The sequence below is a fragment of the Desertivirga brevis genome (genome assembly GCF_017355835.1).
The window spans coordinates 1,204,931-1,228,031 of the sequence record NZ_JAFEWF010000001.1 but is presented as its reverse complement, the minus strand read 5'-3'; the positions used below and the strand labels follow the sequence as shown (position 1 = coordinate 1,228,031).

14 protein-coding genes are annotated in these 23,101 nt (G+C 43.4%); 2 read left to right on the top strand and 12 right to left on the bottom strand.

Going from position 1 to position 23,101, the window contains the following annotated elements; all coding sequences use genetic code 11:
• Position 1: 1 nt before the first annotated feature.
• The 10 genes from J4N25_RS05395 to J4N25_RS05350 all read right to left on the bottom strand — a co-directional run bounded on the left by J4N25_RS05395 (position 2) and on the right by J4N25_RS05350 (position 18,900).
• Positions 2-3,010, bottom strand: coding sequence for a SusC/RagA family TonB-linked outer membrane protein (locus J4N25_RS05395; RefSeq protein WP_207421118.1), 3,009 nt, complete (start codon positions 3,008-3,010; stop codon positions 2-4).
• A gap of 70 nt (positions 3,011-3,080) precedes the next feature.
• The gene (locus J4N25_RS05390) at positions 3,081-4,127 is read right to left on the bottom strand and encodes a FecR family protein (protein WP_207421117.1); all 1,047 of its coding nucleotides are present in this window, start codon (positions 4,125-4,127) and stop codon (positions 3,081-3,083) included.
• Positions 4,128-4,187: 60 nt separating this feature from the next.
• Complete coding sequence (locus J4N25_RS05385; protein ID WP_207421116.1) at positions 4,188-4,727, bottom strand: RNA polymerase sigma-70 factor; 540 nt, start codon at positions 4,725-4,727, stop codon at positions 4,188-4,190.
• 144 nt (positions 4,728-4,871) lie between these two features.
• Positions 4,872-7,466 (bottom strand): glycoside hydrolase family 31 protein, encoded by a 2,595-nt coding sequence (locus J4N25_RS05380; RefSeq protein WP_207421115.1) that lies wholly within the window; start codon positions 7,464-7,466, stop codon positions 4,872-4,874.
• Between the two features lie 174 nt (positions 7,467-7,640).
• Positions 7,641-9,497: a RagB/SusD family nutrient uptake outer membrane protein gene (locus J4N25_RS05375; protein ID WP_207421114.1), complete on the bottom strand. Its 1,857-nt coding sequence runs from the start codon at positions 9,495-9,497 to the stop codon at positions 7,641-7,643.
• A gap of 10 nt (positions 9,498-9,507) precedes the next feature.
• A complete protein-coding gene (locus tag J4N25_RS05370; protein WP_207421113.1) occupies positions 9,508-12,903 on the bottom strand; it encodes a SusC/RagA family TonB-linked outer membrane protein in 3,396 nt (1,131 codons plus the stop codon).
• Positions 12,904-13,102: 199 nt separating this feature from the next.
• Complete coding sequence (locus tag J4N25_RS05365; protein ID WP_207421112.1) at positions 13,103-14,083, bottom strand: FecR family protein; 981 nt, start codon at positions 14,081-14,083, stop codon at positions 13,103-13,105.
• Positions 14,084-14,269: 186 nt separating this feature from the next.
• Positions 14,270-14,851, bottom strand: a complete 582-nt coding sequence (locus J4N25_RS05360; RefSeq protein ID WP_207421111.1) for an RNA polymerase sigma-70 factor — start codon at positions 14,849-14,851, stop codon at positions 14,270-14,272.
• An 81-nt stretch (positions 14,852-14,932) separates the two neighbouring features.
• The gene (gene susR, locus J4N25_RS05355; RefSeq protein ID WP_207421110.1) at positions 14,933-16,537 is read right to left on the bottom strand and encodes a SusR family glycan utilization regulator; all 1,605 of its coding nucleotides are present in this window, start codon (positions 16,535-16,537) and stop codon (positions 14,933-14,935) included.
• Between the two features lie 197 nt (positions 16,538-16,734).
• A complete protein-coding gene (locus J4N25_RS05350) occupies positions 16,735-18,900 on the bottom strand; it encodes a TIM-barrel domain-containing protein (protein ID WP_207421109.1) in 2,166 nt (721 codons plus the stop codon).
• Positions 18,901-19,268: 368 nt separating this feature from the next.
• Here J4N25_RS05350 and J4N25_RS05345 point away from each other — a divergent pair, with 368 nt between their 5' ends.
• Entirely contained in the window at positions 19,269-19,829 is a 561-nt protein-coding gene (locus tag J4N25_RS05345; RefSeq protein WP_207421108.1) for a hypothetical protein, read from the top strand.
• Positions 19,830-20,103: 274 nt separating this feature from the next.
• A complete protein-coding gene (locus tag J4N25_RS05340; RefSeq protein WP_207421107.1) occupies positions 20,104-21,633 on the top strand; it encodes a polysaccharide lyase in 1,530 nt (509 codons plus the stop codon).
• A 138-nt stretch (positions 21,634-21,771) separates the two neighbouring features.
• On the opposite strand, the gene J4N25_RS05335 is transcribed toward J4N25_RS05340, so the two are convergent.
• Both J4N25_RS05335 and J4N25_RS05330 read right to left on the bottom strand, forming a co-directional pair.
• Positions 21,772-22,548: an NYN domain-containing protein gene (locus J4N25_RS05335; RefSeq protein ID WP_207421106.1), complete on the bottom strand. Its 777-nt coding sequence runs from the start codon at positions 22,546-22,548 to the stop codon at positions 21,772-21,774.
• A 95-nt stretch (positions 22,549-22,643) separates the two neighbouring features.
• Positions 22,644-22,919, bottom strand: coding sequence for a hypothetical protein (locus tag J4N25_RS05330; protein WP_207421105.1), 276 nt, complete (start codon positions 22,917-22,919; stop codon positions 22,644-22,646).
• Positions 22,920-23,101: the final 182 nt, after the last annotated feature.

Sequence of the window (23,101 nt, the reverse complement as noted above, 5' to 3'; positions counted from 1 at the left end):
TTTAGAATGTTACATTAAGGCCCAATAAAAATGAGCGTGTTTTAGGATAGTAGTTGTTATTGTCAATTCCTGGCTCCAAGCCACCCATATTAACCTCAGGATCTATCCCACGATACTTAGTGATGACGAAAAGATTATTAGCTGTGGTGTAGATGCGCATTTTGCTTAGCGACTTTAAGGGGCTAGTAAATGTATAGCCCAGAGTAGCATTGTCCATGCGAAGGTATGAACCGTTCTCCAGGAACCTGTCGGAGATTAGATAAGCATTATTATCTGCTGCCGACTCATTAAGAGTAAACCTCGGGATGTTCACCGTGGTAGCATCCCCGGGATTGTTTAAACCTGCCAGGGTGGCGTTAAGCACCTTATTGCCATACACACCCCGAAGGAAGAAATTGAGGTCAAAGTTTCTGTAGCTGAAGCTATTGTTCCAGCCGTACATAAATTTTGGTTGGGCATTTCCTGCGTAAGAAAAGTCGGCCGAAGTTGGGGCGGTTGTCAGGGTGCCATCTGTCTTAAACATTTGCGTAACACCCTTTTCATCTTTACCAGCATACCTATAAATATTAAAGGAACCGATCGGCAAACCCTCTGTTACAATTTGCGACGAGTTAGTTGATTGCCCTTTACCTCCCAGGTAGGCGGTAGGAATACTTGAGAGGGTGAACTTATCATTTGAAAGTGATTCAACTTTATTAGTGTTATGGGAGAAGTTCATACTGGAATTCCATTTGAACTGCTTTGAAGAAAAAGGACTCACACGAAGCATAACCTCTATTCCCCGATTACTTACTTCTCCGGCATTTGCAGTAAGGTTGTTTACAAAGTACTGGGTGGTTGAAACTCGATAGTTCCAGATAAGATCGGATGTTCGTTTGTCGTATAGGTCAACAGAAGCATTTACCTTGCCTTTAAGGATAGAGATATCTAATCCGACGTCTGCCATCGCTGTTTTTTCCCATTTCAAGTCGGGGTTGTCATTTTGATAAGGTCCTATCGAGTTGATAAAGCGGCCGTCATAGTAAAACTTTATTGGCTCACCGTTATCCTTCTTTTGAGGAGCATAAAGGAAAACCTTGGTGAATGCGTTAAATCCTAAAGAGTTTCCAGAGACACCATATCCTCCCCGTAGTTTCAACTCGTCAAAGATGTTTTGGTTCTGCATAAACTTCTCCTTCGTAATTCTCCAGCCAGCGGAAAAAGCGGGAAAGTATCCCCAACTATTGTTCTTTCCAAAAGCAGAGGACCCGTCCCTTCTTAAAGAAGCCTGTAACAAGTATTTATTATCGTAATTATAGTTCAATCTTCCATAATATGAAATCAGTCGTACCGTCATGATACGGAAATCCCCGTATTGAATGGATGCATTTCTATAGTTATCCCCTAAAGCGAGATTATTATAAGTCAAGGCATCTGTTACGAAACCGGTGTTGGAAATTTGAAATCCATCGCCAGGCTTATCTTGTTGCCAGGAGTATCCCGCAAGTAACTTTAACCCGTGACGGTTAAACGTTTTGTCATAATTGAAATAGGATTCCAATACTCTTTTAGTGATGGCCTCTGTGCCTCTTATACCTTGTCCGTTTAACCCTTGTGCAAGGCCCGAAAAGCGATTATTGTAAACATTCATCGTGTTCTGCTCATCCTGCATCGACCCTGAGAAGGTGTACCTCAATCCCGGAAGGAGTTTCACCTCGGCAAGGATATTCCCAAGAAAAGTTCGTGTCTTCGAATTGATGTCATTATTCTCGATCAGGGAGACCGGGTTCAAATAGTTCCTGGTTCTTGAGAAATCCTCTCTGTAGGTACCATCGGCATTCTTAATATCTACCGTTGGCAAATAGTTCAGCATATTTTGATACACCAATGCTGGAATATCTGTTCTATTTGTGATGCTGTTGGTGGCTGTTAAGTTTAACCGTAGGTTTTCCTTAAATGCTTTTTGCTCCACGTTCGCCCGAATGATCATCCTGTCCATCGAGCTGCCTTTCATGATACCATTATTGTCTAAATAGTTCATACTGGCAGAATAGGCGGTTCCACCAGAATTCCCATTGAAGGAAACATTATGGTTCTGAGAAATCCCTGTCCTGCTTACTTCATCCTGCCAATTAGTGTTTGCGCCCGTATTATCGTTTGGAGTTTGCGATTTATTATTAGCAGCCAGATAGGCCCGCAACTCGTCGCCAGTCAGCATTTCAATTCTGTTGGAGACATTCTCGCTGGCCGCATAACCGCTATAGTAGAGCCTTGACTGACCGTTCTTTGCTCTTCGTGTAGTAATCTGGATCACACCATTTGCTGCCCTTGACCCGTAGATTGCTGTTGAAGCTGCGTCTTTAAGCACGTCAATACTCATGATATCATCAGGAGCGATAAGGTCTATGGATGCACCAGGTACTCCATCGATCACATAGAAAGGCTCCTGAGCATCCGCTAAAAGGGTAGAAGGGCCACGAAGAATAACAGAACCTTTGGAGTTCGGGTCGCCGCTCCTGGTGATGTTTAAGCCAGCTACTTTTCCCTGAAGTAGTTGTGCGGGACTGCTTACTACACCCTGATTGAATTCTTCCGGCTTGATTGTTGTGACAGCTCCTGTAATATCCGCCTTACTTGAAGTACCGTACCCGGTAACTACCACTTGCGATAATACAGAGTTGGATTCTTTAAGACTTACGGCAAGCGAAATCTGGCTTCGCTGATCCACGTTATAACCCGTTAGGGTCATTGGCTCAAAGCCAATGAAGGAAAAGGAGAAGTTATAGGGCCCGCCATTTGGAAGGTTCGAGAACGCAAAATTCCCCGAAACGTCTGTACTGGTGGTGTACGTTTTGCCGTTGGAGGTGTTGATTGCCTTTACGTTTACTCCGGGTAGCTTTTCGTCATTCTGACTTCTGACGATCCCCGTGACTGCCGCTTTCGATTGAGCGTAAAGCGATTGTAGGTGGAGCACACTTAGTAGTGCTGCGACGTACAATACTTTCATAAAACCTGTAAATGTTTGCATCATGTATGAAAATTTAGATAAAGCATTCCCGTTACGCCTTTTCAGGCGTTCAAAAACTCTGATATATTGATGATTATTCTGTTATGATAAAGCCATCCTCCTGTTTGTTCAAAACCAGATGATTTAACTCCGCAATGGTGGTCAGAATCTCTTCAAGGCTATCGCTTGACTTACTGAACCTACCCGTAAACGTATTCCTCGATTTCTTTTTTGCCGTGAACACGATCTGAAGATTATACTCCCTGCTTAGCACTTCCAGTACCTCCGGTAACTTCTGGTCTTTGAAGGCAATACTGTCTGCCGTTACTAAAGTACTACCCACTTTGATGGCGGTAGCTGTTTTCAGGTGTTCGCTAAAGGGATGCACCTTCATACCTTTGCCGATGCTGTATTGTAACTCTTCTCCCGGAACAAGGTATTTTTCTTCCAGCTTGTCGGCCTTGTCCTCTTGTCGCTTTACCACTACCTTACCTTCCAGCAAGTGTACCTTGATATGCTTTTCACTATGTGCTGATACCTGGAACACAGTACCGAGGGCAGTGGTAGCAAGCGCTCCCGAGAAAACAGTGAATGGGCGTGTTTTATCTTTTGCCACCCGGAACACTGCTTCACCTTTCAGCTTCAGGTCACGGCGATGCTTCCCAAGCGGCTTTGAATATTCCAGCCGGCTTTTGTCTTTCAGTTCCACCACCGAACCATCCTCGAGGTTGATCATCATCGTCTTGCCGGTATAATTTGCAACGGTATGAGTGTATGGTAGCACAACAGCCTCTTTGACCGGCGTACTTGCTACTGATGCCTGCTCTTTTTTTACCGGGAATTGATAAAGCAGCGCCGCACACAGTATCAGCAGGGTAATGGATGCTGCTATTGCCATTCGCGGCATCACGACTGTTTTTCTTGCCGGAACTTGAATGGATAATTCAATCTTCGACAACATGCGGTCCGTTAGCTCGCCCGGCAGTTTCTTAACATCCCCCTGTTCGAGCCACTCGTCCTCGCTCAAATACTGTTCGAGTTCCTCTGGGTGCGACTTTAAAAACTTCCAGACCTTCTGCGAATCTTCTTCACTTGTCTCTCGCTTGAAAAATTTATCGATGTCCTCTTTTCCGGGCTGCATATACTGGTAATACGTGCATCATGGCTGCAGCCCCCAACTGTTAACATAAACTTAATAGAGCTAGGGGAAAATTTGCATGAACAGTAGGATGCCAAGGCAGGCTTTTAATTGCTTGAGGGCATTGTAGATGTGGTTTTCTACGGTTTTTGGGGAAAGATCAAGCATTTCTGCAATCTCCTTATTGCTTAGTCCGTTAAATCTGCTAAGCTTAAAAATATTTTTTCTGATAGGAGGCAGTTGCTCGATGGCCAGATACACATGTCTAAGTACATCTTTTTCTGCTACCGGATCTGCACTGGTAAAGGCAGGACTCGTTTCGGCTACAAGGTTAAGGTGGTTAAAGCGTACCGACTCCTTTCTTAGTTCGTCAATTAAAATTGTTCGTGCCATTCGGAATAGCTGCACATTTACGGGCACATCCTCTGGCAGGATCTCCCTGTTTTCCCATAATCGAATAAAACTCTTCTGAACCACTTCTTCAGCAAGGTAGGCCGAAGAGGTTTTCTTTAGAATGTAGGAGTATAATTTCTCATGATAACGGTAGTAGATCAGTTTGAAACTAACTAGACAACTTTCCTTAAGACTGGCTGCGGTCTCCATGCAACAAAGATTGATGCAATGCTTTACATGAGGGAGAATTTTTGATTAAGAAAATGTTAAGATTTTGAGGTTTCGGGAGGAAAAAAACAAGGCCGGCTTTTCAGCCAGCCTCATTTCATTTTCAAAATTAAAATTGTAAGGGGTCTAATTGCCCTGGTTATATTGGAGCTTCTTAATCAATTTCTTCTGATTTTCCGCCCCAATGCTTTTTATTCCCTGGATAACCCCAGGTAATTTCTCGTAGTTCTGGTTAAACTTCCGCATCAACTCTGCAAATTGATCGGGATGGTATTCCAGCATGCGGTTCGTTTCTTCTGTTTCGCCAAGGATTTCCGGAAGATAGATTCCATTATCGAGGTTTTTAATCTCCGATGTGATTTCAGATAACCTCTTAAATTTCTCCACTGTACCATTCTGGATATTAAGATCCTGCTCCTTGTCGTAAACAACCGTTACCTGCATAGTTTTTTTGCTGTTTACTTCTGGAAGGAAAATATTAAGACTAAGATCTTTACCTTGGTAGGTCCAGTTTCCGGATGTTGCATTCGGGTTGAATTCTACAGCTTTTCCATTTATAAGCACTTTCTGAGGAGCTTCTGATCCGTATAACTTCAAATGATAGTTACGTTTAGCCGGCATATCCTTGTACGTTCCCGTTGCTCCACTGATGTTGATTATAGTCTGGTTGCCGTTCACCTTCGACGTAATGCTAGTGATCGCATGTTCCTTTTCGAACTGCTTGTCGTTTCCATTATCCTCATACAGATTGAAACTGCCCGAGCCTCCTGGATAAATTCCCAGAATAATATCTTCAGGATTTTTATCAAGGTTATCAACCTTATCGGTGTACATAGGGATGACAGAGCCTGCTTTAATATATATAGGGTACTCATCTATACTGAATGAACGTTCGTAAACCTTGCCTCCTTTAAGCAATGTCCCGGTGTGCCACTCGTACCAGTCATTCCCCGCAGGTAGCCATACTTTAACCTTCGAGTAGCCTTCCTTTGAAGGGCTGCCAATAGGGGAGATGAGCATATTCTCGCCAAACATGTATTGCCTGCTGAATGAATACGCCTCATTATTTCCGGGATAATCGTAATACATAGGACGACAAAGTGCAATAGCGTCGTTGTAAGTCTGGCGAGACATGGTATAGATGTAGGGTACGAGGGTATACCTCAGGCGGATGGCTTCTACCTGGGCATTTAGATAGGTTTGACTGTAGTTCCAAAGCTCTTTCTTAATATCACCGTTCTTGGTAGAGTGAGTGCGTAGAATAGGACTGAAAACGCCGTATTGCACCCAGCGTGTATAAAGCTCGGGATCCATAGTGCGTTCTCCTGAACGGAATTGGTGTCCTCCTATATCGTGGCTCCAGTAACTATACAATACGTTCGATGCCGTATTGGTAAAGTAAGGTTGATATTCAAGTGAGCTCCAGGAGATGAAGGTATCGCCGGAGAAGCCGATCTGATAACGGTGGTTTCCGAGTCCGCCCCAACGGTGGTAAAGCATCGGTCTGGTGTTCCTGTTCTTTTCCATTTCCGTATAGAACACATAGTTTAACCACCAGGTATTGCTCAGATTGGTGATCTTTCTATCGTTAGGCCACTGCTGCCAGTCGAGCCACCAGAAATCAACTCCCTTGTTTTCCATTGGCCGCAGGATCTTGTTGAAGAGTGAACTCATGTATTTCTTGTCAGAAACAATGAAGGGTACCGTTTTGCGTCCGGTGGTATCCAGGCCCATTGCTGAAGCAAAGGAGATATAATCGTCTTCATATCCTGCAACTCCGTCTGCAGGGTGCAGGTTCAGTGTAGTTTTTAGGTTGGATTTATTGGTCCAGTCGAGGAAGGCCCCAGGATCAGGAAATAAGCTTTTATTCCAGGACCATCCGGTCCAGCCCTGGCGATGCCAGTCCATATCCACCACCAGCACATCCAGAGGGATCTGCATCTTTTTCATATAACCTACCAAAGTGCGGAGTTCGTTGTCTGAATAGCTCCAGTACCTTGACCACCAATAGCCGAAGGCATAGCGTGGGATCATCGGCACCTTGCCGGCAATTAATGAGAAGTCGCGCAATGCTGATTTAAAATCATTCCCATAAGCCATAAAGTACCAGTCCTGACCTTTCCTTTCTTTTCTGAACACCCATGGCCAGTCGCTGTTATCCAACCTCAAGGATGAAGAATCGTTCAAGAAATACCAGCCATCCCTGGAAAGCAGGCCGTCTTCTAGTTCTAGTTTATGGTTTGCATGCCTGCTAAAGTCGCCATCCACACCATCCAGAGTACGGGTGGTTCCTCCAAGATTATATCTCTGCTTTTTACCCGGAATCCAGTTCACCGAGTCGGCTTTGAGATACCTGATCCTGAGGTTTTGGGCATTGAACTCTCCCGAACCCATTTTGTAGGAGAGTTCCAGCTCACTGGTATTGATCACCAGCCAGCCGTTCTCACGTTTCTGAGAGAAGTTTGGTACAGGAAGCCGGCGGTTTACCACTACAAAAGAGGCATGATCATCAAAGTTTTTTCCGGGCTCCCATTCCATCCGCACCAATCGTGGCGTGAGAACTGTGAAACGTGCATCGTCTGCAGAGACGATAGCTTTTGCATCAGCTTGTAAGTTTTTCTTATCCTGCGCATGTAGTTCGCCTTGCAAGAGGAAGATAGAGGCAAAAGCACTGGTTAATACGATCTTCAGACGTGCCTTTTTTAATAGAAAAGAATTCATTATCTGGTTATTTGTGTGTTAGTATTCGCTTAGGAAACTGGTTGTTCGCTAATATAATAAATATTGTTAAAACGTTTTAGCACCGGTGTTAGGATAGAAACATTTTAAGAGTTCTAATCCTGCTACAGCTTATACTATAACAGGATTAGAAAGATAAAAATGACTTATAGACAGCTACCAACCATAATTTTGGACAAGCCCCGGATCCTTGTCGATCTCCGATTGAGGGATCGGCATCAGGTAATGCTTAGCTTCAAAAACTCTGTTTTGGATAACCACCGGTTTGTAAAACACGGCCACCCCTGCTTCTTCGCTGTTGATGTCGGTGATGCCGGTAGCAGTAAGTTCTGCTGCTGAAGGTTTTGCATTCAGTACGTGTGCCGGTTTATTGTCTACCGTTGTGCCTATCATCCATCTTCTTACATCCCAGAAGCGATGAGCTTCGAAAGCAAACTCAATACGGTTCTCGTTTTGAATCCTGCTTCTCATGCCATCTTTAGTCCTGTCGCCAGCAAGGATAGGTAATGCTGGCATATTTACTCTTGCCCTCACGCGGTTGATATATTCGTACACCCGGGCATCTGGAGCGTCGAGGTATTCGTTCATTGCTTCCGAATAGATCAGGTACATTTCGGCCAGCCGGAATACCGGCCAGTTCCTTTTAGCGGTTCCTGTATTGGCATTACGATCATATTCTGGTGAAAGGAATTTCCGGATGTTATATCCCCATGGATTTGTTCCGGCTTTTCCGTTTGCCCATCCATCGGTTCTCCCGTTGCCATTACCCCAGAAGGCAAATTTCATTCCGCGTTTGGTTGCATCGAAGCGCCATACATCATATTGGAAGAAGATACTGGCGTAGAACCTAGGATCCCTGTCTTTGTACATATTCGAGATGTTCGATACATTCTGCCATTTTAGTCCGTCCCATAACTGGCCGCTCCAGAATCCAGAACTCTGATAGTTGGATCCGGGTTCGTTGATGGGGTAACCATTGCTCATCTCGTATGCATCTACTAATTCCTGAAGCGGGGTGAACTGTCCGTTACCTTTAAAGGGAGGTCCGTTAGGCAGCCAGTTTCCATCCAGTCCCGTATCATTTCCTTTTATTCTCTGGAAGATAGATTCGGTATAATCTCGTGTGTGGAATTGCGCTGCATAGTTTTGAACCGGGTTGTTTGGGAAAGGAGAATACAGTGAGTAGGTTCCCAAATTAATTACATCCATTGCGGCGTCAGCAGCTCTTTTCCATTTTTCCTTGTCGTACGATTGGGAGAAAAGAGGCTTGCCGTCTTTATTGGTAATGTTCTTGTAAAGTTGATTTCCGTTGAATAAGGGACTAGCAGCATATACCAATGTTCTTGCTTTCAAGGCTAAGGCAGCACCATTTGTAGCACGGCCAACCTGTGATGGCTCCTGTGTTTGTGGCAGGGATGGAGCTATTGCATCGCATTCTGATACGATGAAATTAACTATTTCATCCGTAGAATTACGTTCGACATTCGTGCTGGCGGCTTGATTTAAATCGATACTTGCAGCAGAGGTAAGAAGGGGAACAGCTCCGTACCTTTTAAATAATTCGAAATAGTACATCGCACGCAGGAACCTTGCTTCCGCTTTGTAACGGGGAGCCCAGGTCTGGTAATATTCGCTGCGGTCGAGCGGGATTGGCACACTTTCAATCCTTTCGATGAAGATATTGGCCCGGCGGATATCCTGGTAACGGCCACTCCAATTGCCCATAGGATTATCTACTGTACTCCAGGTTCCCAGATTAAATTTGTAGGCATCTAAAGCGCCGCCGTTATCTGTCCAATGATGGTAACTCTCGTCGGTATAGGCGGTTATTGTACTACCTGTTTCGTCAGGGAAAGCATTGTATAAACGAGCTAAGGCCTGTTCAGCAAGATTTATATTTTTAAATACATCGTCGTCTGTTACGTACTCGTCAGGGACTACATCAAGGTATTTATTGCAAGACGTCGTTGCCAACAAGAAAATGGACAACAGAAACAGTGATATCTTTTTCATTTCCTTTTTATTATAGGGTAACATTAAAACCGAGGTTCACTACTTTTTGCTGCGGGTAGCTGCCGAATCCATCAGGGATCTCTGGGTCATAGATCTTGAATTTATCCCAGGTGTATAGGTTCACACCAGTGGCGAAAACTCTTACGTTTTTGAGGCTGATCTTTCTAAGTATAGATTTAGGAATTGTATAGCCTATTTCCACATTCTTCAGGCGCAGGTAATCAGATGAACGCAGCCAGAATGTTGAGTTTTGGTTATTATTTACATTATCTGCTGAAGAGATCCTTGGATAAGTAGCATCCAGGTTTTCGGGTGTCCAGTGATTATCCTTGTAATCGGCCAGTATCGCACTGTTTCTGGAGAATGCCCAGGCGGAGGTGCCGGTTAGCCAGTTGTATCCTCCAAGAGCTCCTTGGAAAAGCACATTTACATCGAACCATTTGTATCCATATCCCAGGGTAAAGCCAAGCATTGATTTTGGTCTTAAAGTTTCCCCGATATAGCCCCGGTCCTGAGAGTTAATAATTCCATCCTGGTTGCGGTCAAAGTACTTGATATCTCCCGGCTGGATCTTGCCGTACCCAGCTTGTGATGGGCTATTGTTGATATCCGCTTGATCTTTAAACAATCCCAGTGCGATCAAACCTTGTGCTTCATAGATCTGTGTTCCTTTAAGTGCCTGGTAAGTGTAAGCGTATTCGGGCTCTGCCGCATATTTGATCTCATTTTTAGCAAAGGAGTAGTTTGCTCTTAAGAACATAGAGTGTTGCCCGATCAATTTGCGCCAGCCCAGTTCTAACTCAAAACCTCTGTTGTCTACTACTCCGGCATTCACTTTTGGAAGTGTTTCAATACCTAATACATCAGGAATAGTGCGGGCATCTGTAAGGATCTTTGTACGATGTTCCTGGAACACATCTCCGGTTAAGGTTAGTGAGCCTTTGAAGAAGCCCAGGTCAACCCCGATATTAGTCTTTCTGGCGCGTTCCCATGTAAGGAACTGGTTTCCAACAATTCTTTCCTGAGCTCCGCTATAGCCATTTCCATCAGCGTCAATACCAAATCTGTAACCGTTATTGGCGCCTGTATTCCATGTGCTGATATATGGAAAACGGCTCGAGCTGTTATCCACACCAACGGTACCAAAAGAGCCCCTAAATTTGAGGAGACTTAAGGTACGGGAGTTTTTTAGGAACTTTTCGTTGGATACTACCCAAGCCAAAGATCCGGCAGGGAAGAAGCCCATCCGTCTTCCGGTCCTGAAGTTCTCTGACCCGTTGTAGCCGGCATCAAACTCGGCAACGTAACGTCTGTCGTACGTGTAATTAATCCTGCCCACTATTCCCATTTGCTTATAGGCTAAGGCCGAAACTCCGCCTTCGTCCCTGCTGGTACCTCGAAAGTCTTGCGACTGGTTATACCGGATCATTCCTTGTAAGGAATGTTTTCCCGCGAAAGTCCGGTCGTAGTTCAGGTAACCTTCGAAGGTAGATTTACGGCTCCCGTTAGCAGCCAGGTCAAATTCCAGTTGCTGATCTCCAGTGCTCATCTCTTCATAAACACCCTTGCTCAGGTCGGTTTGATTCTCGTCGATAGTGTAGCGGTAAGTGGAGTAATTCCTTTTTCTCGTAATATCACGGTAATTCTGTGAGTCAAACGCTAAGCGAGCCCTGGTACTTAAGCCTTTGGCAATAAAAGGTAATTTAAGATTGAAGCCTACAATGGCACCCATTGTATTTTCAAACAGCCTTTTATATCCATATTGCGTTAAACGGCCGTAAGGGTTAACAGGTGCATCACGTTTTTGCGGAATGGACCCATCGGGATTAGTAACAGGGTATAACCATGGTGGTGTAACCCGTAACTGGTTCCAGAAGTCGCTTGCGCTCTCATTAGGATAATTGCGGTCTCTTACCACGTTTGCCAGGTTTAACTCAAGGGCCAGGTGTTTAGTGACGTCTATATCCACGTTACTTCTAAAGTTGTATTTGTTCAGCTTTGCCTGGATATTATAATCGCTCAGGTCTTCAAACTTATATAGGCCGTCCTGGTTGAGGTAGGTCATGGAGACAAAGTACCTAGTATTGGGTGTACCTCCGCTAATGTTTAGATTAGTCTGGTACATAAGTGAGTTAGGCTTTAACAGTTCATCCTGCCAGTTTGTATTTGGGTACAAATACTGGTAGGTAGGATTGCTTCGGTCGCGGAATTTATTCAGGTACTCGTCGGTATAAAGGTTTGCATTTAATCCGTCATTGATCAAACCTTCTCGATAAAGACTTAATGCATTGTAGGAATCAAGATATTCCGGGATCCGCGTCGGTTGTTGTACAGATAGCTGCGATGTAAGTGAAACAGCCGGCTTGCTTACTTTACCACGTTTGGTAGTTACCAGGATAACACCATTTGCTCCTTTCATACCGTATACGGCAGTGGCTGCTGCGTCTTTCAGCACAGTTACTGTTTCAACTTCATTTGCGTCGATCCTGTCGATAGCATTTTCTATCCCATCAACCAGTACCAGTGGACTTTGCCCATTATACGAGCCAAAACCCCGAATATATAGTGCTGATCCGTCAGCACCAGGTTCGCCACTTCCCTGGATGGATACGAGTCCCGGAAGGCGGCCGGCAAGTGTATTGGTAAGACTGGCAGTTGGTGTACGTACCAGCTCGGCAGTTGATACGGAGTTAAGGGCTCCTGTAATGTTGGTTTTCTTTTGCGTTCCATAGCCAACAACCACCACTTCTTTCAGGGCTGCAACATCTTCTCTAAGTCGCAAGGTAAAAAAAGAGCGCTCGTCAACAGCTACTTCCTGTGTAATAAAACCAACCATTCTTAATACCAGGATGGCTTTATCATCCACCCTGATCCGGAAGTTTCCATTTTGGTCTGTAGCTACTCCATTGCCTGGTTTTCCCTTAACCATGATAGAAACGCCAGGAAGGCCAACGCCACTACTGTCAGTTACTATTCCGCGTATCTCACGTTCGGCAGCAAGTTCTTTAAGCATCAGGTCATTATTGATCTCACTCAGTTTTACAATAACCACCACATCTTCAACTACAGAATATGAAAGACCGGCAGGAGTAAGTAGCTTGGTGAGCACCTCACCTAAACTCTCATTCTTTAATTCTTTGTTTACGATAGCAGTTTTCTTCAGAACCTGGTTGCTGTAAGCAATTTTTACTCCGGCAGATGAGGATATCGTTTCGAGAGCATTTTCAAGAGTTACATTATGCAGGTCAGCCGTTACTTTATGGGTTAGTACTCTTTGGCTGAAGGAAGAATTAGCAAAGGCAAACGTACAGAAGCAAAAAATAATACAACCTAGAATAACGCTGTATCTCATAATTATCCATAAATAATCACTAGCTCTATCAGAAAGTAATAGAGATTTTTTCATAATTTTAATTCGTTAAAGTGTACGGATAGGAAATGCACCTGTGATTTCTCAGGTCGGCGGGTACATCTCTGATTTCTGGTCACATCTTAAAAACCCGTTCCAGTCAAATGGACCGGGTTTATTTGTTTAAGTATCTGCTTTCTTCATGTTTGGAGGTTTGTTTAATTGGTTAATGAATTGTTTAGTTTATTCAATGCTGCTAGTCGCAGCCTTTTCCTTCCAGGTGATAGACGCCATTGTGGTAAGAAACGGCTCCGTTAACCATTGTTGCCATAACTTTAAGCACCTTATCCAGACCCTCATTGTTCAGGTCAGCAGTTGTAGTGACAGTGCAATCTTTGATCTTGTCACTGCAGTTTAGCTGTATATTATATTTTCGTTCTACTTCTGCCACTGCCTCTAGAAGCGGGGTATTGTGGAATACCATTTTTCCCTCTTTCCAACTTATAGTTTCTTTTGCTTTTACAGAACTGGTTTGTAGTTCAATCTCATCCCCTACATAAGAAGCTTTTTGATTGGAGGTGACGAAGACTGTTTTTAAGGTTTCTTTTTCGCCTGAAGGTGTAACTACGGCAACCTTTCCGGTAAGCACGGTAACCTCCACTTTTTCATTGTTAGGGTAGGCCTTGATATTGAAAGTGGTACCTAAAACTACCGTCTTGACATCGCCAGAGCGTATGATAAAGGGCTGTTTTTCTAGGTGGACTACCTCAAAGTAAGCTTCGCCGACAAGTTGCAGTTCCCTCTTTTTTCCGTCGAAGTGTTCAGGATACGTTAATTTACTATCTGCGTTAAGCCATACACGACTTCCATCTTGGAGTCTCACCAGCACAGTTTGTCCTTTGGAAGATTTCGTTTCCACCATTTTTACCGGATTCACCCAGCCGCTGATATCATCGTTTTTTATATACAAGACGGTAGCCAGACTGAAAATAAGCAGCACGGATGCCGCAATTCGCAATAAATGGATCAGCAGCCGGGACTTTCTTTCCTTTTCGCCAATACCGCTTAACACTTTGTTGTAAACTTCACTTTTATTGAATGATGGATCTTCAATGTGATAGTCAGAATCTTTTTCGCTCTGGTGCTTGAAATATTTGGTGATAAGGCTTTCCAAAAAGGCCATTCCTTTTTTGTCTGATGATTTTCCGGATGTTGGTTTTGATTGGTTCCTTTCCATTGTTATATGTATGATGCAGGAAACTGACATACCCCCTAAAAGATGGTGGTTTTTTTTGAAATTATTTTGATGGGTGACCCCGGGCCTTAGGAATTATCTATACCAGGATAGGTGAAGGCTGTCGCAGGGATGCTTAAACGCAAGGTCTTTGCGTCTAATGCGTCTTTGCAGGTTACGAGGAATATATTACAAAAATAGTGGCAACATCGAGATGACCAGCAGTAGGAAATCAGCCATTGAGGCCCTAAGACGCCTTAGTGCAATGGTAAGGTGATTTTCAACTGTTTTTACCGATATATTAAGGAGGTTTGCTATTTCCTTGTGACTTAACTGCTGTTTACGGCTAAGAACAAATACCTCCCTGCATTTCTCGGGGAGCTCAGATATACCTTTTTCAAGGTTTTCCTGTAGTTCTTTTTGAAGAACGCCATTGTCTGCATCATACTCGCTCACCAACATTTCAACTACCTCAAGATCTAAGACAACCTTACCCGAGCGGATGGTCATAAGAACCTTATTTCTTACAGCAGTGTAGAGGTAGGATTTTAGGTTTTGAATTTGCAGTTTTTCTCTTTTCACCCAAAGTTCAATGAACAACTCCTGGACGATATCCTCACAAACCTGCTTATTCCGTAGGATATTATAAGCGGAAGTGTACAATCTGGAGGAGTACTTCGCGTAAATTTTCTCGAAGTAAAGAACCTCTCCATTTTGCAGTCCCTTTATCAGATCCCCTTCAGCTACTTCGGATAAATTTCCCCACTGCATAAAATTAGAATCGGCTTTAGTGTTGGTTAGTTAAGCTAATATAGAATAAAAACAATGACAATTATTCTCTTTTTTTGGTGATTACTGATCAATAAATTTTATATCCATTAATTTTTTATCAAATTCTTCACCTTTTATAATTGATTTGCCCTTAATACGCATCTTATAAGTATAAATAGTACTCACGGAATAATCTAATATACCTGCGATGGTCTCGTCATCTTTGATACCTAGTCGTATCAAGGCAAAAATGCGCAGCAGAGGATTCAAAGATTCTTCTTTTTGTGGCCAGATCTGATCTTCGGGTTTCAGTAATTTATTGAAAGCAGGAATAAAATCAGGAAGCAACTTCAGGAAGATCTGGTCAAGGTTATTGTACAGTTCTTCGCGCTCCCGGGTAATTTGCAGAGATGATATGGTTTCAAGGGCATCATCGAATTTTTGCATCTTGATCTTTCGCTCCACGGTCCTTTTTAATTTCTCCAGCAAGCTTATGTAGGAGAATGATTTCTTGAAGAAAAACCCAATGTATTCTTCGTTTATGCGGGTATGCTCCATCAATCTCGAATTGATAGAAGCAAGCTGCTCATTCTGTTCCTGGATTAGTCGCTCGTTAACCTTTATTTTTTTAAGCTGGATAAAGACGATGATGATGATCCCTACTGCAATTATCCCGATCATCGCAAACACTAAAGAATAGATAATGGATCTGTTGCGCTGGCGCTCTGTTTCCATTATCGTTTTTCCCGCAATTAGTGGTAAGATGTTCTGAATGTCGATCTTATGACTGCGGGCATTATAGAAAGCAGCGTCAGAAACAGCTTTATTGATACATATATAGGCCATTTTCAGGTCCCCTGCTTTATACAGTTCTTCTCCTAATCTCAGAATTGCCTGTGTATGTTTAGTAGAAGCTCTTATGTCATTAATAGCAGACAGGGCCAGGAAAGCTATCCTGTCATCTCCTGAATAGTAATGACTTAGGCGCATAGCTGCCATAGCAATGCCGTGCTTGGTAAGTCCGCTATGTGTGATAAAGTGAAGATAATAACCTGCAGAAGGGCGGTTGTTATTATTGCCAGGCACCGCCTTATTAAGAGCCTGTTCGAAGGTATTCGGAGGAGCAGCTTTCGACATCTTGTTGAAGTTTATTTCAGCTTCCTGACGGTACCTGGCTGCGTAGTAGGCATCGTTATTGTAATTGGCGAGGGTTTCGAAGAATCGTGCTTTATTTTCGTAATAGGCGCCTTTAAGTTTCGGTAGGACGTCCTCTTCTCTCAATCCGGATAAAAGCTCCCGGGCTTCGGTAAATAGGCCTGCTGTAGTGAGGACATGAAGTAACTTCAGCTTGCTCTCCTGTAAATGAACTTGATCTCCGCTTTTCTCGCTTTCCTCGATCATCTTCACTGCGTAAACATAGGATGAGTCAAATTGATAGGGCAGATACTCTTGAAGGATAGTGTTAAAAAGCTGATAGCGACGAGCAAAGCTGAGGTTTGACGACCTGGTAACCGACAACCGGATCTTATCGAGTCGTGCTTCCTTTTGCCGGTCATAGTTTTTGTTTTGCAGTTCGTTTTCCAGGATGCGGAGCAAGCTGTCTTTACTTGATAAACAAAAAGCACTATTACCAATACCCGCAGTAAGTAATAGTAATAGTGTAAAAAGAAGTTTGCTATAGAACATATGTGATACCTTGAAGCTCCCTAAATCCTGTAAATCTTATTTCAATCTCAAAGTTATCATTCGGTTTGTGGTTACAAAATACTCTCGTAAGGACCAAGGATAGGAACTTTGGCAAAAATGCAAAGACGCAGATTTTTTGGGCTGCGTCTTTGAATGGCTGCAGGAAAGATAGATCTAGCAAGAACCGCTTGCTAAATCTATTTCGCCAGAGAAACCTGAATCCCGCTCTTCAAACTACCACTCCCTCTGTATACCTTGCCGTTTATCAATACCTCTGCATTGATCTTTTGGATCTCTTTATAGGCATCTCGCTTTCCGGCTTTACTTGCTAACTTGATATTTACGGTATTACCGACCCTTTTTGCATTAAAACTTAAAAGTGAGTAGTCTCCTGTTTTAAATCCCCAGCCGTCTCCGGCATCAATATAGAGCTGCCCTTCTGCACTTCCTTTCTTGTTCGGGCAAACAAGCAGTGTTAACGGATCAAAAGATCTCTCGGTAGTGTTTTGGATTATTTTTCCTGCCGGGATGATCGATCCTCCCTTAATTTTGAGTTTTGCCTGATATTTATCTGTCATGTCGCCTTCTACCAGACTCAGGTCCTCCCAAATACCTGCGGGAAGGGCGGGATTCTTAGCAAAGGCAGGAATAACCAGAACGTTTTCGCCCATTAAGAATGCCTGTTCTTCATTCCGAAGCTTTAGATCCTTTGCATCTGCAAAGAATACCGGAGCCATTACCGGTAATCCTGTTTTCGACGTATTATAGAATTGGGTGTATAGGTAGGGCAGGAGGCGATAGCGACGCTCAAGGGCTATTCGGGAACTCCTTTCAATTTCCTCTCCGTAAGCCCATGGTTCCTTATCATTAGTGCCGGCGCAGGCATGTCCCCGTGCAAAGGGCATGAATACCCCAAATCCCAGCCAATTTGCCCACAGCTCTCCTGAAGTGTTTTCAAGGAATCCTCCTATATCTGGTCCGTTAAACGGTTGTCCCGAAAGGCCAAGGGTTATCGACATAGGGACGGAGAGCTTTAGATGATCCCAACTGGCAAGGTTATCGCCCGTCCAGGTAGCTGCATACCGTTGACCTCCTAGTAAATTAGATCGTGTTAAAAGGAATGGACGTTTATTAGGATTTGCATCAATTATCCCCTTACGGCTAGCTTCAACCATTAGGCGGCCATAAGCATTATGATACAAAAGATGCGGACCTGCCGGTAGATCTCCTCCTCCTTTATGGATAATCGAGGTTGGCATTGTGCCTGTTCTTTGACTTTCAGGAAGATGATTATCATTAATGGCAGGCTCGTTCACATCATTCCATACTCCGTCAATTCCTTTAGCCAAAAAGTCTTTATAAAGACCCGACCACCAGTTTCGTGCCTGAGGATTTGTAAAGTCGGGAAAGGTACAGTCGCCCGGCCAAGCCTTGCCAGTGTAATCTGAACCATCATTATTTTTAACCCACACATTACTTGCCGATCCTGAATTGTAGATTCCGTAGTTTTTATCTACCATAACTCCCGGATCAATCATATAAACGGTTTTAAACCCTTTTTGATGCAGGTCTTTATTCAGGGCTGTAGGATTAGGATAGTTTTTAGGGTGGAATGTAAAGACCCGGTAACCATCCATATAGTCAATGTCCATCCATATTACATCGCAAGGGATCTTTTTTGAACGGAAAGTATCAGCTACTTCTCGAACTCGTTGTTCTGTTAGGTAGGAAAAACGGCATTGGTGATATCCTAAGGACCATAGGGGTGGCATTTCAATAGTACCAATTAGTTCTGCCAAGCCCTTCAACACCGCCTGCGGAGACTCCCTGTCAATTATATAGGTGCGAAAAAGCGCTCCTTCTGTTCTGAACTGGATCTGGTTCGATTCAGTTTGAAGCTCGGCCTTCCAGCTACTATCGAAGATAATTCCGAAGGCTGTACCGTCCTGTCTTACGCCCATAACCCAGGGATGGCTTTGATATAGCCTTTTCCCCTCCTCTACGCTGTAAGCTCCGCTATCGGTATTCCAAAGTTTAATTGTCTTTCCATTTCGTAGGAGTGGACCTGTAACCTCACCACCACCGTAAAGGCTGATGCCTGCCGGAAGATTGATGTAGGCAGCTGCTTTGTTATCATTAATTGTGAAGGTTGGCCGCAGTTTCCAATTGCGAGGAACACTTCCTTTTGCCAGCGGTTCTTCCTTCAGGATTAGTGACGGGGTCTTACTTTTATCAAAACCTGCAGGGATAAATTCCACTATCCGGTCGCCAACTAAAGCTGCTTTCTGAATAGGAATATTCTTGGCAAAAAGAGTAGAGGAAAACAGCAGAGCTGTAAAAAAGGTTAGTTTCTTTAAGTTCATATTCTTATCAGGGATAGAGGAATTTAAGGTTCTATCCCGGTGTTTCGCGAAGGTAATTACAAAGCCGCTCGCTGCTTCTGAATTTTCAGGTCATCTCACAAAAATCTAAACTGTATTATTTTTAATATTCTGTTAATTAGTGGGTTGTGAATTATTCATAGGGTTTTTTAGAGCAAAAATCTAGGGTGGTCTGAGCTTATTACGGTTAAATAAGCTAAAGTATTTCCAGAAAATCATACTTAAGTATGAGATGGAGAGGGAGAAGATTTGGACTTTGAGCTAAGGTGGTAGATTTTTGATGAGGAAATTTTTGAAAAAGGTGTAACATTCCAATCTATTGTCTCGTCAATAGTAAGATGAGTATGAAAATGAAAAGATTTCTATTGGTGTTTTTTGTGGTTGCGTCTTTAACTGCTTGTAAGAAGGATAAGGAAGAGGAGGTTGATGTTGTAGTTCCGCCACCGGTTGTTAGTTTAACAAGGAATTTTATTTATCCTGCCGATAATTCGACCGCGATCATAACTTATGCAGGCAGTTCAGTTTCCGGAAAAGCCACAATCGCTGATGATAAAAGCCTGGTAATTTCAATTGACACACCATTTCCGCAGGGGAACGATAATGTTTCTTTTGTGATTCCACAAGGGAAGATTAAAGCAGGATATACAGGAGAGTATGTTTCACAACCAACTTCGCCTGAAACGTTGATAAACTATCAATACCAGCTTACCGCAACGTCTGCTAATAAGTTACTTCCAGGAGCGGCCGTAGGTACTCTTAAAATAGAAAAGTTCGACGCAACACTTAAAACACTTACAGGTCAATTCTCTTTCAATATTAATGCTCAAAGCGATCCTACTTCGGCTGCAGCCAATTCCAGAACAACCACTATTGTTGTAATTGGAAACTTTGAAAACCTGGTAATAAAATAGAGATTCTTAAACAACAAAATAGAATATTTTCAGACCTCTTAAGATTGCTTAAGGGGTCTTTTTTTGTGGATGTTTTTATATTGAACTTCCGGATTATGTTTTGAAGCTGCTACATTTCGCTATCAGGTGATAAAATATCCCTGTACATCCTGAAAAAATCCGTGTTGGGGACACTTTACTAGTTGAAGTTATTCTGATAATATATATTTAATTGTTGAAGGGGTCTTAGATCCTGATTTCGAAAGTCAAACACTTTTATAGATAATTAAACGAGATGAAAAAATCCTATCAATTTTTCACTAAAAGCTTGCTATTGCTTGCATTTCTGGGAACAGGCCTAAACGCTAGTGCTCAGAATAGCAATGCAACGGCAAGTCAGCCTGAACCCGGACAAATTCCACCACATCCACCAAGATTGCCGGAAGGGGCAATTCCAGCCTTCCCCGGCGCATGGGGTGCAGGTATGTTCACCACCGGAGGAAGAGGAGGTAAAGTTATTGCGGTAACAAATCTAAACGATAATGGTCTGGGTAGCTTCCGTGCCGCCTTGGAAGCAAAAGGACCGCGGATCGTTGTATTCAGAGTGGCAGGTACACTAAAAGTTGCGGGTGACCTGAATATCGACAACCCTGATATAACCATTGCGGGGCAGTCTGCTCCCGGTGATGGGATCTGTATTGCCGGTACACTAAATATCAACACATACAATGTGATCATACGACACCTTCGTGTGCGTCGCGGCGTTCCTGTTGGAGGCCAGGGTGATGATAATATCGGCGGAAATCCACATCATCATATCATTATTGACCATTGTTCTGCAAGCTGGGGTATGGACGAAAACTTGTCTCTTTACCGGCATATGAGACCATCATTAGATGGTAAAACCCAGGTAAAGGATCCTGCTGAGCATATAACTGTACAATGGAGTATTTCAAGTGAGGCACTTGATGCAAAAGGACATGCATTTGGTGGTACCTGGGGTGGAAATCCTTCTACCTTCCATCACAATCTTTTTGCTTGTAATACAGCAAGAAATCCATCTATTGGAATGTCCGGTCCTTTCGACTTTAGGTATAACGTGGTTTTCAACTGGAAACACAGGTCTATTGACGGGGGAGATGAAACTTCTACAGTGAACCTGATCAATAACTATTTCAAGCCGGGACCAGCAACTAATGAAAACATGCGTGCCGTTTTTGCCCGTATAGAACAACGCAGTCAGTATTCTCCCGGCAGTGCCTGGGCTGAAGGAGGTTGGTATCCTAAAGCTGCAGTTCGCCCGGGTAAATGGTACGTTGCGGGGAACGTTATGGATAGCAATAAAGAGCTGATCAATAATAACTGGGCAGGAATGCGGGGCCCAGAGAACCTTGCCCGTGTAAATACACCTTTTGAAGGATGGCCAGTAATGCCACATCAACCCGCTGAAGCAGTTTTTGAAACTGTACTTTCGAAAGTAGGAGCAACGCTGCCAAAGCGTGATGCTGTCGATACCCGTGTTGCCAGTATGGTTCGTTCAGGGAAACCAATGACTAAAACAGGTATTATCAGAGATGTGGCTGAGGTAGGTGGTTATCCAAATCTGACCTTCAAGCCTTCTGACGTACCGGTAGATTCGGATGGTGATGGAATGCCAGACAAGTGGGAGGTACAGAACAAGCTTAATCCTAAAGATCCTAAAGATGGTGCTATTGATTCAGATGGTGATGGTTATACAAACGTGGAGGAGTTCCTTAACGGCACTAACCCTAACGAGAAACTTAACTACCGTAACTTAGCTAATAACGTAGATACGATAAGTTAAGGGTATGGATGGAAGACTTTCTTAAATAACAATTGTTTTTGATAAGCCCGGTCCCGTTAAGAGTCCGGGCTTTTTATTTAACGATTGTTATTTTAGTAACGGTCTTTAGTTCGATGGCGGATACCTGTACGTCCCCTTCTAACTATGCTTATTCCTAATATAGATATGCTTTACGGCCCTGTTTCCTGTATCCCTTTCGTCAATTTCGATAGAGGGAATGGAGCGGATTAGGGGCGTCAATTTGGAAAAACCAAAATTGCGGGGATCAAAGTCGGGCTGCTTTTTCATGATTAAGCTGCCTACATCTGCCAGGTAGGCCCAGCCGCTTTCATCGGCAACATCGTTAATAGTGCTTGATATAAGTTTAATAGTAGCCTTATTAAGCTTTGGTTCTCGGGGTGTTACCTTTCTTTTTGTATCCTTTTTGGCTGCGGGTTCATTGGCTTTAACTTCCTCAGGTTCTTTTTCAGTATTGTTTCCTAATATTTCAATATAGATAAACCGGTCGCATGCAACAATGAAGGGGTTAAGTGTTTTTTTCTCGCCTATTCCAATGACCATCATTCCCGCTTCCCTCAAGCGGGTCGCAAGCCGCGTAAAATCGCTGTCACTTGAAACGATGCAAAAGCCATCAACCTTTCCGGAATAAAGAATATCCATCGCATCGATGATCATAGCAGAATCGGTGGCGTTCTTGCCAGTGGAGTAGCTATATTGTTGGATGGGGGTAATTGCATTTTCCAATAAGACGTTTTTCCAACCAGAAACTGTTGGTTTCGTCCAATCGGCATAGATCCTCTTGGTGGTAGGGATGCCATATTTTGCTATTTCTTCCATAATACCTTTTATATTGGCGTATGGTACATTGTCTGCATCAATTAAGACAGCTAACCGGAGATCCTGTGAAAGTCGCATAAAATGGCTAAATGTTTTTGGTAAATATAGTTTTTACCAAGACAATAATAGCAAAGCTCTCGTCTTACGGTTAAACATCTACCGAAATAGATGGTTTAGTCGCCTCCACCGCCACAACCTCCGCAACTGCTCGAACAGCTGCTTCCACCGTCAGAACTATCCGAAGAATCAGATGTTGAACAACCTCCGTTATCCTCTCCCCATTTCCGCTTATTCTCTTTTTCTATGAGTGTTACGAGTGTTAGGGGAAGAACTGCTGCCCCTGCATTAATCATGGACATTTCAGATTCTTCTATAGCTTGGCCGGAACGGGTTTCCTTTGGATACTGTTTTTGTGCTGTAGATCCAGCAAGAGTTTTAAGGCGGTTCAAATAGTAGATTGATAAGGAACAAAAAACGGCAATTGCCAAAAAGATAATTACGACTGGTTTATCCCGGGAAATCCCCGTCAGATAGCGAAGAAACCGAGGATAATAGATATTTTATTAAGGGAAATAGTAATTGTTTATGGGCTTTTTTTAGGCGTTTTCCTGATTGGTATTAGCACTCTTTA